The sequence below is a fragment of the Planomonospora sp. ID67723 genome, from assembly GCF_015711605.1.
In the GTDB taxonomy this organism is placed as follows: Bacteria; Actinomycetota; Actinomycetes; order Streptosporangiales; family Streptosporangiaceae; genus Planomonospora_A.
Map to the genome: position 1 here is coordinate 607815 of NZ_JABTEZ010000005.1, position 13769 is coordinate 621583.

At 73.7% G+C, this 13769-nt stretch carries 8 protein-coding genes; 4 read left to right on the top strand and 4 right to left on the bottom strand.

Annotated features, from left to right (window positions below; genetic code table 11):
- Positions 1–25: 25 nt before the first annotated feature.
- Both HS041_RS33610 and HS041_RS33615 read right to left on the bottom strand, forming a co-directional pair.
- Positions 26–1069 carry an ornithine cyclodeaminase gene (locus tag HS041_RS33610; protein WP_307845572.1) on the bottom strand — a complete coding sequence of 348 codons (1044 nt, stop codon included), beginning with the start codon at positions 1067–1069 and terminating at the stop codon, positions 26–28.
- A gap of 70 nt (positions 1070–1139) precedes the next feature.
- Positions 1140–2168, bottom strand: coding sequence for a pyridoxal-phosphate dependent enzyme (locus tag HS041_RS33615; protein WP_196444872.1), 1029 nt, complete (start codon positions 2166–2168; stop codon positions 1140–1142).
- A 329-nt stretch (positions 2169–2497) separates the two neighbouring features.
- On the opposite strand from HS041_RS33615, the gene HS041_RS33620 reads away from it, so the two are divergent.
- Positions 2498–5353 carry an AfsR/SARP family transcriptional regulator gene (locus tag HS041_RS33620; RefSeq protein WP_196444873.1) on the top strand — a complete coding sequence of 952 codons (2856 nt, stop codon included), beginning with the start codon at positions 2498–2500 and terminating at the stop codon, positions 5351–5353.
- 173 nt (positions 5354–5526) lie between these two features.
- Complete coding sequence (locus HS041_RS33625) at positions 5527–5751, top strand: helix-turn-helix domain-containing protein (protein ID WP_196444874.1); 225 nt, start codon at positions 5527–5529, stop codon at positions 5749–5751.
- Between the two features lie 19 nt (positions 5752–5770).
- Here HS041_RS33625 and HS041_RS33630 read toward each other — a convergent pair whose 3' ends face one another.
- Positions 5771–6580, bottom strand: a complete 810-nt coding sequence (locus tag HS041_RS33630) for an alpha/beta fold hydrolase (RefSeq protein WP_196444875.1) — start codon at positions 6578–6580, stop codon at positions 5771–5773.
- The gene (locus HS041_RS33635; protein ID WP_196444876.1) at positions 6561–7847 is read right to left on the bottom strand and encodes an MFS transporter; all 1287 of its coding nucleotides are present in this window, start codon (positions 7845–7847) and stop codon (positions 6561–6563) included. Before HS041_RS33635 ends, HS041_RS33630 begins: the two co-directional genes overlap by 20 nt.
- Before the next feature lie 209 nt (positions 7848–8056).
- On the opposite strand from HS041_RS33635, the gene HS041_RS33640 reads away from it, so the two are divergent.
- Together HS041_RS33640 and HS041_RS33645 are read left to right on the top strand one after the other, a co-directional pair.
- Complete coding sequence (locus HS041_RS33640) at positions 8057–13495, top strand: type I polyketide synthase (protein WP_196444877.1); 5439 nt, start codon at positions 8057–8059, stop codon at positions 13493–13495.
- Positions 13496–13539: 44 nt separating this feature from the next.
- On the top strand, positions 13540–13743 hold the full coding sequence (locus HS041_RS33645) for an MbtH family protein (protein ID WP_196444878.1): 204 nt from the start codon (positions 13540–13542) through the stop codon (positions 13741–13743).
- Positions 13744–13769: the final 26 nt, after the last annotated feature.

Sequence of the window (13769 nt, forward strand, 5' to 3'; positions counted from 1 at the left end):
GGTACGGGAGTGCGGGTCCGGCCGGTCACATGGGGAGGCGGATTCCGGCGCCGCGTCGGGCGGCCACCGCCTCCACGGCCTGACCCAGGGCGATGTCGAGGATGGACATGCCGAACGGGTTGCTGAGGATCACGTCGCCGGGGTCCGCCCGGCCGGGGTGGGCACCGGTGAGGACGCGGGCCAGGGTCGTGTCGACCGGCCGGGCCCGCGGATCCGGGGTGACGCCGGGGCACGCGCCGCCGTCGGGCCCGAGCAGCCGTCCGGCCCGGTAGAGACGGCCGAGCAGCCGCCGGCGGTCCTGGCGGACCAGGTCCCAGTCGTCGACGACGACCAGGGCCGCGTCGCGCACGACGCCGGGCAGGACGTCGTCGAGTGACACGTGCGCGACGAGCGCCCCGGGGCTCAGCCACTCGTAGGGCAGGTATCCCTCGGTGACCGTCGTCACGGTGATCACGAGGTCCCGGTCGCGCACGCACGACTCCGCGTCGTCGGCCACGGTCACGTCCAGCTCGTCCCGTACGGCCTCCGCCAGCGCCTCCGCCCGCGCCCGGTCCAGGTCGTAGAGGCAGACCTCGGAGACCGGGAGCAGCGCCAGGTGCGCCTTGGCGAGGGTGCCGCAGCCCAGAACGGCGGCGCGGCTCATCCCGGGACGGCCGAGTAGCCGCGCGGTCACGGCGGTGACGGCGGCCGTGCGCATGGCGCTCAGGTAGGCCGACTCCATGACCGTGCGGGGCCAGGCGACGTCGGGATCGAACATCATCAGCAGGCCCTGCGACCTGGCCAGCCCGAGTGCGGGATTGCCCAGGCTGCTGTTGATCGTCTTCAACCCGAGGACGAGCCGGTCGCCGTCCCGCAGCCCGCCCGGCATCGCGAGCGCGCGTGCCGCCGCTCCGGAGGCGGTCCGCCAGCCCAGGTACGCCTCCTCGGGCAGGATCGTCTGGCCGGTCCCGTGCCGCACGAGCGCGTCCTCGACGACCTCCAGCAGATCGACTTCGGCACAGCACTCGATCACCGCCGCCCGCGGCAGGTACCGCAGTTCGGTCTCGGGGTATTCGGTGAACAGGTTCACGTCCGGGCCACCCCCGGACGGAGCAGGCCGCGGACGCGGGACGCCTGCGGGCGGCCACGATGTGAAGCGGTCATGGGTAGGCGCCCTCCAGGCGGAAGCGGATGCCGTTGGCGCGGAGACGTGACTCGGCCTCGGCGACGGGGGTGGTCAGGGCGTGGGTGGCGATCCAGCGGTGGTCGTACAGGGTGTCGGCGTAGGCGAGGCCGGAGTCGGCGCACAGGCACAGGGGACGGCGCGGCGGACGCGGGGAGGCCAGATCGCGCAGGCAGGCGGCGACGACGCTGCCGCTGGAGCCGCCGAGCGCCACGCCGGTGTCGGCGCGGAACACCCGGCAGGCGGCCACGGCCTCGGCATCGGGGACGCGGTGGGCGCGGTCGTAGCTGCCGGAGGTGAGGAAGGCCGAGGGACGGCTGGCGCCGATGCCGCTGATCAGGCGGGGGCCGGTGGAGTCACCGGTGGCGAGGGAGCCGACGGCGTCGACGGCGACGACGGCGATCTCCCGGTCGAGGGCGTGCAGGTGCCCGGCGACCCCGGCGAGGGTGCCGCCGGTGGAGACGGCGATGTAGACGGCGTCGAGGTCGCGGCCGCCGTGCACGGCGATCTCCGGGCCGGTCGTGTCACGGTGGATCCGCGGGTTGGCGGGGTTGTGGTACTGGTCGGTCCACCGGTAGCCGGGATTCCGGCTGAGGATCCGGTGGACCTCGCGCAGGCGGGTCAGCAGGTAGCCGCCGCGGCCGTCGGGTTCGGTGACCTCGTGCAGTTCGCCCCCCGCGGACACCAGCGTCTGCCGGGTGGCGCGCGGCGTGTTGGGATCGACGACGGCGACGAACCGGCAGTCGAGGTGGTGGAGCAGCCGGGCCAGGCCGAGGCCGAGGTTGCCGGAGGTGGACTCGACCACGACCGTGCCGGGCCGCAGCGGTCGTTCCGCGTCGAGCGCCATCAGCAGGCCGGCGGCCGTACGGTCCTTGATGGAGCCCGTCGGGTTGCCGCTCTCGAGCTTCAGCAGCACCTCGTGCGCACGCCCGCGGACGGAGACCTCCGCGGTGACGACGGGGGTGCCGGGGATCGCCGAGCGGAGCACCTCCTGCGCGGTCGTCATGCGCGACACCTCACCCCTGCTCCTGCGGCTGCAGCCGGGTCGGGGTGTCGTCGCGCCCCTTTCGTCCCGGGCCCACCTGCAGGATCGGGGTGGGAAAGGAGATCGGGAAGAGCGTTGGCGAGTTGTCGCCAGCAAGGGCCGGGGCGGTGGCTTGGCGATTAATGCCGGGCGACCCTCGGCGGGCATGTCCACTCTAGGTCTTCCCAGGGTGTCGCGTTTCGTGAGTAATTGATCACGTGAGTCCCATAGCGTTCGGTGTGCTCGGCCCTTTGGAGATCATCGTCGAGGGGCGGGCCCGGTCCCCAGGGGGAAGCACCCAGCGTGCGCTTGTGGCGATCCTGCTGCTCAACACCGGCCGCGTGGTCCCCGTGCGGGAGCTCATCGGCGCGTTGTGGGAGGACCCGCCGGAAACGGCGCTCGGCCAGGTGCAGACCCGGGTCTGGCGGTTGCGTACCCTGCTGAACGGCGGGGAGGGGCAGGGGAGCGAGAACCGGGCGGTGCTGGTCACCAGGCCGGGCGGTTACCTGCTGCAGGCCGAACGGGACGCGCTCGACTTCGCCAGGTTCGAGGACGGCGTCGGCCGCGCGCGGGCGCTGCTCGCCGAGGCCGGCACCGAGGCGGCGAAGGCCGCCGCCGCCGATCTCCTGGAGGAGTCGCTCGCGCTCTGGCGCGGCCCGGCGTTCAGTGACGTCGATGTGGCCGCCGTGCGGTCGGCCGCCGCCGCGCTGGAGGAACTGCGACTGCTCGCGGTCGAGGAGCGGATGGAGGCGGCGCTCGCCCTGGGCCGCCACCGCGATGTCGTGCCCGAGCTGCAGGACTGGGTCGCCAGGCACCCCTTCAACGAGCGGCTGCGCGGCCAGCTCATGCTCGCCCTCTACCGGTCGGAACGGCAGGCGGAGGCGCTGGAGACGTATCGGGACGGACACCGGCTGATCGTCGCCGAGCTGGGCGTGGAACCCCAGCGCCCGCTGCAGGACCTGCACCGCGACATTCTGCTGTCGGCGTCCCGGCTGGACCGGCCGGACGCCGGGCTCGCGCCGCCGCGACCGCGGGCGGCTCGCCCGCGGCGGCCCAGGGAACTGCCGCCGGACATCGCCGGGTTCACCGGCCGGGACGCGGTCGTCGAGCAGATGGCCGGCCTGCTGTCGGAGCCGGGCCCGGTGCCGGCGGTGGCCGTGGTGTCGGGGCGGGCGGGGACCGGCAAGACGGCGGTGGCCGTGCACGTCGCGCACCGGATCCAGGAGCGGTTCCCGGACGGCCAGTTCTTCGTCGACCTGCGCGGTCTGGACAGGAGACCCGCGGACGCGTCGGTCGTCCTGGCCCGGTTGCTGGACCGGCTGGGGGTGGAGGACGGCGGCGACACCGCCGACCTCTCCGAGCGCAGTGCCCTCTACCGCGCGCACATGGCCGACCGCCGGGTCCTGCTCGTGCTGGACAACGCCGGCAGCGAGGCGCAGATCCGGCCGCTGCTGCCGGGAGGGCACGGCTGCGCGGTGATCGTGACCGGTCGCCGCAGGTTCGGCGGGCTGGAGAACGCCCGCTCTTTCGACCTGGACGTGCTGACCGAGGACGAGGCCGTCGAGCTGCTCGTCCGGACCGTCGGACCGGACCGGGCCGGGGCGGGGCCGGACGCCCGCAGGATCGTGCAGCTCTGCGGGCGGCTGCCGCTCGCGATCAGGGTGGCGGGGGCGAGACTGCGCGGTCGTCCCCACTGGCGGTTGTCACGCCTGGTGGACCTGCTGGCCGACGAGCGCAACCGGCTGGACACCCTGCACGCGGGCGACATGGGTGTGCGGGCCAGCGTCGCGCTCAGCTACGAGGGCATCGACGAGCGCGCGGCGCGGCTGTTCCGGCTGCTCGGCGTGCTGGAGGCGCCCACGTTCGGCGGCTGGGTGGCCGGGCCGCTCCTCGGCGTGCCCGACGAGCGCGCCGAGGAGCTGATGGAGACCCTGGTGGAGGCCCGCCTGATCGACGTCGCGCACGTCGACGGGGATTCCGGCGCTGTCCGCTACCGCATCCACGACCTGCTCCGGCTGTACGCGCGGGATCGGGCCGCCGCCGAGGAGTCGGCCGGGTCACTGGACGCGGCGCTGCGCAGGGCGTTCGGCCGGTTCCTGTTCATGGCCGAGCAGGCGCAGGCCCGGTTGCCGGGAGGGGCGGCCCTCGGGCGGGGGGCGACGCCGCGGGTGCCGCTGCGGGAGGAAGAGCTGCGGCGGCTGATGGCCGATCCGATGGCCTGGTTCGAGTCGGAACGGCAGACGCTGGTGGCGGTCTGCGACCAGTTGTGCGCCCGCGGCCTGGACGAGCCGGCGTGGGAGCTGTGCTGCTGCGCCGGCCGGTTCCTGGGGGGCCGCTGGCACGCCGACGTGTGGCTGGGCGTCAACCGCAGAGCGCTGGACGTCGTGCGCCGGGCCGGGAACCGGCTGGGGGAGGCGCACCTGCTGCGCTCGCTCGGCGAGCACCACCTGGATCTCGACCGCTACCCGGACGCCGTGCAGTGCGCCGAGGGCGCCGCCGAGATCTTCACGGAGCTCGGCTCTCCGGGCTGCGCCGCGCACGCCCGTGCCACGGCGGCCCTCGCCCATGCCAGGACCGGCAGGCTCGGCACCGCCCTGCGCTCGCTGCGCCGTACGCTGGCGGTCTTCGCCGAGCTGGACGACCGAGGCGGCACCGCCCGTGCCCTGCGCACGCTGGGCCTGGTCCACTGCGACCTGGGCCGCTACGAGGCCGCGCTGGACTGCTACCGGCAGAGCCTGGACCTCTTCACCGAGCTCGGCGACCGGGTGGGCGGGGCGCTGATCGTGCGGCACCTCGGAATGCTGTACCTGACCATCGGGAACCTGGAGGCCGCCGGACCGCTGCTCACGCGGAGCCTGGAGGTCTTCCACGAGTGCGGCGACGACGTCGGGGAAGGTTTCACGCTCGTGCACCTCGGCGCGCTGTACGGCGCGCGCGGCGACAAGGACGCAGCGCACCGCGCGCTGGCCAGGGCGCTGGAGATCTTCGTGGCCGTCGGCGACCGGTACGGGCGCGCTCTCACCCTCCACCACCTCGGCACCCGCTACGCCGAGGAGGGCAAGACGATGTGCGCCAGGGACTGCCTGGACCAGGCGGCCCGGATCTGGGCCGACATCGGGGTCTCCCTCTGGGAGGCCAGGACCAGGCAGGCCCGCGACGAGCTGTGATCATGATCCGTGCAGGTCAAAGTGTGTGAGAGCGGGGCGAGAGCGGACGTAGAGGACAATTACTGTCAATGTGCGTACCGTGACGGAACGTCCGATTCGGACTGGTCATCCGGCCCGGCAGGCGGAGGAGACCCCTCGCCGGCCCTGACGGACACGCGGAGAGGAATGCGGTCATGGACGACAGCTCCCGGTACGACGCGGCTCGACGCGTCCTCCCCGACCACCTGCAGGCGGTGCTGCTCCAGCTTCTGACGGGCGCCACCGACCAGGCGGCCAGCAACCGGCTGGGCATCTCGCCGCGGACCTACAGCCGTCGTGTCTCGGAGCTGCTCGCCTGCCTGGGCGTGGAGAGCCGCTTCCAGGCGGGCGCGGAGGCGACGCGCCGCAGCTGGGTCTGAGACGTTCCCGCACGCCCGCTCAGAGCCGCCCGAGGAAGTCCACCAGGACGCGGTTCACGACCGACGGGCGTTCCAGGAAGCCGTAGTGGCCGCAGGCCGGTATCTCCACGTAGGTGGCGCCGGGGATGACCCCGGCGGTCTCCCTTCCCATGAAGGCGGGCATCAGCAGGTCGTCGCTGAAGGCCACCACCAGGGCGGGCCGCCGCACTCCGGCGAGCGCGTCCCGGCGGTCGCCGGCCAGCGTCGCCTCGTACTGCAGTGCGGCCCCCTCGCCCCGGATCGGGAAGGCGGTCAGCACGTCGAGCCAGTCGGCGGCCACCTGATCGTCGGCGAGCGTACGCGGTGAGAAGAGCTGGCACATCAGGGCGACGGCGGCGTGCTCGGGGTCGAGCGCGTCGCCCACCCGCACGCGACGGGCGCTGGCGGCCGTCATCTTCGCGCGGAAGAAATCGGCGCGCGCCCGGGTGCCGAGCAGCGCGACACCGGTGACCAGCTCGGGGTGGGCGAGCGCCAGCTCCTGGGCGACCATGGCGCCGAGTGAGGCTCCGGCGACCGCGACCGGCCCGCATCCCAGCTCGCGGATCAACCCGGCCGTGTCCTCGACCAGGTCCGCCAGCCGGTACGGCCCCGGCGGGCACGACGACGGCGCGGTGCCCCGGTTGTCGAATGTGATCACCCGGTGCCCGGCCCCGACCAGGGCGGGAACCTGGTGCAGGGTCCACAGGCCTGACGCGGACGCGGCCGGCGACACCAGCAGGACGGGCGGCCCGCCGGGGTCCCCGTGCTCCTCGTAGGCCAGCTCGATCCCGTTACCCGCCGTCGTCGGCATCGTCCACGCTCCCAGTCCTGCTCCACAGCCCCGTGTCCAGACGGGTGAAGGCGATCACGAAGAGGGCCGCGATGGCGACGGCGGCGAGCAGGACGGGGGTGCGCAGCCCGAACTCGCGCCCGCCGACGGCCTCGCCCGCCGTCACCAGCAGCCCGCCCGCCGCCGAGCCGAGCGGCAGCGGCCCCCACGAGATGAGCCGGTAGATGCTGTTGACGCGGCCGAGCAGCCGTTCCGGCACGATCCGCTGCCGGTAGCTGATCGTGATGATGTTCCACGCCAGTCCCAGTCCGGCGCTGACGGCCAGGGCGAGCGCGACCGCGATGCCGCTGGAGGTCAGTCCGACGACCGTCAGCGCGAGCGCGCTGCCGAGCAGCGACAGCAGCAGTACCCGGCGCGGCCCCAGCCTGGCCTCCAGCCACGGCGTCCCCTGCGCGCCGATCGTGCCGCCGACCGCCCCGACCATGAACAGCAGCCCGTACTGCACGGCGGACAGCCCGAGCACCTCCTGCGCGAACAGGACCTGGGTGGCGATGGCGACGGCGCCGGCCAGGTTCAGCGCGGACAACAGCAGTCCGAGGGCGCGCAGCGGCCGGTGGTTCCAGAAGAACCGCAGTCCCTCGGCCAGCTCACGGCGCATCGACCGGGGGCCCTCCGGGCGCTCCGGCCGGCTCGCGGGCAGCGCCAGCACGAGCAGCCCGGAGATCATGAACAGCGCGGCGTCCACCGTGAACGGCACCGCCAGCGCCACCCCCACGAGCAGGCCGCCGACCCACGGGCCGACGAACACGCCCGCGGTGGTGTCGGCGACGGTCAGCCGGGCGTTGGCACGCTGCAGCAGGCTCCGCCCGACCAGCCGGGGAAGGATCGTCTGCGCGGCGTTCTCGTTGGCGACGGTCAGGGCGCCGAGCACGAACGCGACGACGTACAGGACGGCCAGCGACATGCGGCCGGTGTAGAGGGCGGCGGCGACGGCGCCGACCAGGACGGCGCGACCCCAGTGCGTCACGGTGAGCACGCGGCGGTGGTCGGCCCGGTCGACGATCGCACCGACCGGCAGGCTGAGCAGCAGCCACGGCAGGTCGGCCGCCACCCCGATCAGCGCGATCAGCAACGGTTCCCTGGTCAGCGAGGTCGCCAGCCAGGGGAAGGCGACCGAGCCGATCCCGGTGCCCAAGTTGGCCACCAGGAACGCGGCCCACAACATCCAGAATCCGGTGCCCAGGCGGCGGCCCTCGGTGACGGGCGGGGGCGGGGGCGGGGTCACCACGTGGCGGCGCTCCTTCCGGCGAGGGCACTGCGGGGACGCCTGACGGAGCCCCTGCGACGGCACCGCCGACCAGCGCACCAAGCGTGACGCCGGACCGTCAACGCCGCTGGCGACTTGTCGCCAACCGGCTCCCGCGGCCTTGCCGGGGTCGGCGGTCTCTCTCAGCCTTGAGTCTGCCGGTGCCCGGATGATCGACATCAGGAGCGCACGTGGAGAGCACGACCAGACATCATGTGGCGATCGTCGGCATGGCGGGGAGGTTTCCCGGCGCGCACGACATCGAGGAGTTCTGGCAGAACCTGGTGGCCGGGGTCGAGTCGATCACCTTCTTCACCGACGAGGAACTGCGCGCGGCGGGCACGCCCGACGAGCTCCTGGCGTTCCCCACCTACGTCAGGGCCGCCCCCATCGCCCCCGGGACCGAGGACTTCGAGCCCGCGTACTTCGGCATGTCGACCCGCGAGGCCGAGATCCTCGATCCGCAGCACCGGGCGTTCCTGGAGGCGTCTGACAGCGCGCTGCAGCACGCCGGGTACGACCCCGCCCGCTACGACGCCCGGATCGGCGTCTTCGGCGGCGTCGGCATCAACCGCTACCGGGAGCTGAACGTGATCCGCAACGCGGACGCGATCCGGCTGATGGGGCACTTCGCCATCGACCTGTCCAACACCAGCGACTACGTGGCCACCCAGACCGCGTACCGGCTGGGGCTCCGCGGGCCCGCGCTGACGACGCTGACGGCGTGCTCCACGTCGCTGGTCGCGGTGCACACGGCCTGCCGGGCACTGCAGGCGGGCGAGTGCGAGATCGCGCTGGCGGGCGGCGTGGACGAACCGCTGCCGCGCATCTCCGGGTACTTCTACGAGGAGGGCGGGATCTTCTCGCCCGACGGGCACGCCCGCGTGTTCGACGCCAGGGCCAAGGGGACGATCTTCGGCAGCGGTGTCGGCATCGTCGTGCTCAAGCGCCTGGACGACGCGCTCGCCGACCGGGACACGATCCACGCGGTCATCCGCGGCTCGGCCATCAACAACGACGGCTCCGCCAAGGGCGCGTTCGCCGCGCCGAGCGTGCAGGGCCAGGTCCGGGTGATCACCGACGCACTCGCGCGGGCCGGGGTGAGCGCGGCCGACATCGGGTATGTCGAGGCGCACGGGACGGGAACGCTCGTCGGCGACCCGATCGAGGTCAACGCGCTCACCGAGGCGTTCAGAGCGCACACCAGCCGGGTCGGCGACGTGCCGATCGCGTCGGTCAAATCGAACGTCGGCCACCTCGGCGCCGCCGCCGGCGTCACGGGGCTGATCAAGACGGTGCTGTGCCTGTCGCGGCGCGCGCTGCCGGCGAGCCTCAACTTCGAGGAGCCGAACCCGGCGATCGACTTCGGCTCCTCACCGTTCTACGTCAACACCGAACTGGCGCCGTGGAAGCCGAACGGGCACCCGCTGCTCGCCGGGGTCAGCTCGTTCGGCGTCGGCGGGACGAACGCACACATGATCGTCGAGGAGGCCCCGGCCCGGCCCGCGGCGTCGGCGGCGGGGCCGTACCGGCTGATCCCGCTGTCGGCGCGGACGCCGACGGCGCTGACGGCGCTCGGCGCACTCGTCGGGCGGCACCTGGAGGAGCGGCCCGGTGACCTCGCGGACGCCGCCCACACGCTCAGCGTCGGCCGTACCGCGCGGGCCGCGCGCGGCTTCGTCGTCGCCGACGACCCGGCCGCCGCCGCCGAGCGGCTCGCCGCCGGGCCGCCCGCCGGGCACCCGGCGCTGACACCGCCGCGCGGAGGCGAGCGCGAGGTCGTGTTCATGTTCCCCGGTCAGGGCGCCCAGTACGCGGGGATGGGCAGGGAGCTCTACGACGCGGAGCCGGTGTTCCGCGCCGAGATCGACGCCTGCGCGGCCCTCGTCCACGACTGGGACCTGCGCGAGAAGCTGTTCGGCGGGGAAGACCTGAACGAGACGGCCGTCACCCAGCCCGCGGTGTTCGCCGTCGAGTACGCGCTGGCCTGCCTGCTGCGATCGTGGGGCGTCGAGCCCGCGGCCATGGTCGGGCACAGCATCGGCGAATACGTCGCCGCGTGCCTGGCCGGGGTGTTCACCCGCGAGGAGGCGATGGCCCTGGTGGTCGCGCGCGGCGCGCTCATGCAGGGGCTGCCGCGCGGTGACATGCTGGCGGTACCGCTCGCCGAGGACCTGCTCGTGCCGATGCTGGTGCCCGGCGTGGACCTCGCGGCCGTCAACGCGCCCGACCTGTGCGTGGTGTCCGGGCCCGCCGGGGCCGTGGCCGAGCTGCGCGAGGTGCTGTCGCTGCAGGGCGTCGAGGGCCGCCCGCTGCACACCTCGCACGCCTTCCACTCGGCGATGGTGGACCCGATCCTGGACGAGTTCGCGGCCGAGGTCGCCGGCTTCGCGCCGCGGCCCCCGGCCCTGCCGTACGTGTCGAACGTCACCGGGACATGGGTCACCGCCGGGCAGGCGACCGACCCGCGCTACTGGAGCGAGCACCTGCGCCGCTGCGTGCGCTTCGGCGACGCGGTCGGGCTGCTCACCGAGGGCCGCCGCCGCGTGCTGGTCGAGGTCGGCCCCGGGACGACGCTGACGACTCTGGCCAGGCGCCGCCTGGACGCCGAGCTGTCCGGACTGGCCGTGCCCGCCATGCGGCACCCGCAGCAGCGCCAGTCGGACGTGGCGGCCCTGCTGACCGCCGTCGGCCAGGTGTGGCAGGCATCCGGCACGATCGACTGGGACAGGTTCTGGTCGGGCGAGCCGCGCTCGCGGATCCCGCTGCCCACCTACCCGTACGAGCGGCAGCGCTGCTGGGCCGAGCCCGACCCCGGCTCGGAGCTCCAGGCCGCCGGGCCGAAGGACACCGGGCCCTACTACGTGCCGGTGTGGCGGGAGACCGCCCTCCCCGCCGCCGCGCCGGCCGACGAGCGCCCCTGGATCGTGTTCTCACCGGGCTGCGGCGTCGCCGAGGAACTGGTCAGGCACCGCCGCGCCGCCGGGCTCCCGGTGGTCTCGGCCGTGCCGCCCGGCGCCGACGGCGACGTCACCGTCGACCCCAGGGAACTGTCCGACCACTCGGCCCTCCTGGAGGCCGTCACCGGCCCCGACCGGCTGACGATCGTGCACGGCTGGTCGGCCGCGGACTCCGCCGACGGCCCGCAGGGCTGGCTCGACCTGGGCTTCTACAGCGTGCTCAACGTGCTGCAGGCGCTCACCCGCAGGCGCGGGGGCCCGCCCGAGGCCGATCTCGTCCTGGTCTCCACCGACATGAACGACGTGTCCGGCCAGGACGCCGTCGAGCCCGCCAAGGCCGCCCTGCTCGGCCTGATCAAGCTCGTCCCCAAGGAGCTGACCGGCGTCACCTGCCGCGGCGTCGACTTCTCCGGAACGGGTGACGCGGCGGCCGACGCGCTCCGGCTGGCCGCCGAGATCGCCGGCGGCGGCCAGGAGGACCAGGTCGCCTACCGCGGCCGCAAGCGCTGGATCTGGGGCTACGACAGGATCGACCTCGACGGGCCCGTCTCCTCGGCGGGGCTGCGCGACGGCGGCGTCTACGTGATCACCGGCGGGCTGGGCGGCCTCGGCCTCGTGCTCGCCCGCGACCTCGTCGAACGCGTCCGGGCCAAGCTCGTCCTCGTCGGCCGCACCGGCCTGCCCGAGCGCGCGGACTGGGACGCCTACCTGGCCGCGCACGGCGGCGACGACGCGGTCGCCCGCCGCATCCGCAAGGTGCGCGACCTCGGTGACGACGTGCTGACCGTCGCCGCCGACGTCGCCGACGTCGGCGCGATGCGCGAGGTCAGGCGGCGCGCGGAGGAGGCGTTCGGCCCGGTCGACGGCGTCTTCCACGCCGCGGGCGTGTCCGGCGGCGGCATGCTGGAGACCCGCTCGCCGCACGACGCCGCCCAGGTCTTCGCCCCCAAGGTCGGCGGCCTGTACGCGATCGAGGAGGTCTTCGGCGACTCCCTCGACCTGCTCGTGCTCTACTCGTCGATCGCCGTCGTCTCCGGCGACTTCGGCCTCGGCGACTACTGCGCGGCCAACGCCGTCATGGACGCCTACGCCCACGCCAAGGCCGCGAGCCGCACGCGGGTGCTGTCGATCAACTGGCCGATCTGGTTCAACGTCGGCATGGCCCACGACACGTACGCGCCCGCCGTGCTCACCGACTTCGAGCGCGGCGACCGGTACGAGCCCGTGGACCACCCGCTGCTCGACAGCCGCCTGCACCAGCTCTACTCCGACGAGATCGTGTTCGTGAAGCGGCTGTCGGAGGAGGACTGGGAGGTCGACGAGCACCGCCTCGAAGGGCTGCCCACCATGCCCGGCACCGGCCTGGTGGAGATCATCAGGGCGGGCTTCGAGCTCGGCACCGGGAACGCCGACATGGAGATCCGCGACGTCGTGTTCATGCGCCCGCTGACCTTCGAGCACAGCCGCAACATCCGGGTCGTCTACCGGCCCGACGGTGAGGGCGGCTACCACGTGACAATCGGCGACGCCGACGACGTCACGGCCGGCGACGCCGCCGACGGGGCGCGGACCGAGTACACCAGGGCCAGGGTCAGGCGGGTGCCGCAGGAGCCGGGGCCCACCCACGACCTCGGGACCCTGCGCGCCCTGTGCGACGTCGAGGACACCCCCGGCTACGACCCGGTCATCGGCGGGCTCACCGTCGGCGCCCACTGGGACAACATCCGCGGCCGGTGGAAGGGCGAGGACGCGGAGCTGGTGCTCGTCGAACAGCCCGGCGCCTTCCTGGCGGAGCTGCCCTCGTACGGGCTGCACCCGTCGATGCTGGACAGCGCCAACGCGCTCGGCCAGAGCATCGCGGCCGACGCGCGGTTCCTGCCGTTCGGCTACGACCGGATCGTCGTCCGGGGCCGCTTCCCCGAGCGGGTGTTCAGCCACATCAGGCACCGCGACGACACCACCGGCGACATGACCCGCAGCGACATCACGATCATGGACGCCGAAGGCGGGGAGCTGGTCGCGATCGAGGGTTTCACACTCCTCGCCTACGACTCCGGCGGTCAGGCCGAGGCCATGGCGGCCGTCCCCGGGGCCGGGGCGGTCGCCGGGGAGGCGCCCTCGGCCGCGACCGACCTGGAGCTGAGGCTGCTGCGCGAGGCCGACCTGGAGTTCGGCATCCAGCCGGAGGACGGCTCGGCCGCCCTCCGGCAGATCCTCGGCAGCGGTGTGCGCCCGCAGCTCATCATGTGCCCCGACGGGCTGGGCGAGCGGCTGCGCCGGGCCGCCGGGGTCACCCGGGAGGCGCTGCGCGAGCAGATCGCCCAGGCTCCGCAGCGGGCCGCAGCGGTCACCGCGCGCAACCTCGCCACGCCGTACGTGGAACCGGCGAGTGCGGCGCAGCGGGCGCTGTGCGGGTTCTGGCAGGACTCCCTCGGCGTCGACAGGGTCGGAGTGGACGACGACTTCTTCGACCTCGGCGGCAACTCGCTGATCGCCGTGCAGCTCGTCGCCCGGATCCGGGAGCACTTCAGGACCGAGCTGGCCGTCGCGGTCCTCTTCGAGTGCCGCACCGTGCGCAACCTCGCAGCCGACATCGAGGTCACGCTCGCCGAGCGGGTCGCCGGCATGACCGACGAGGAGGCCGCCGAGCTCCTCGCGGCGCTGGAGTGACCTCCCCCGCAACCCTCTCAGGCACCTCAGACAAGGAGCAGCGCGTGTTCGAGGACGACGACGACCGCGAGTACACGGTCGTGATCAACCACGAGGAGCAGTACTCCATCTGGCCCGTCCAGCGGGCCGTCCCCGCCGGGTGGTCGGAGGTCGGCCGCACCGGTCGGAAAGCCGAGTGCCTGGCCTACATCGAAGAGGTCTGGACCGACATGCGCTCCAAGAGCCTGCGCGAGCGGATGGGCGGCTGAGGGTGCCCGTTCCGCCGGAGACCGGA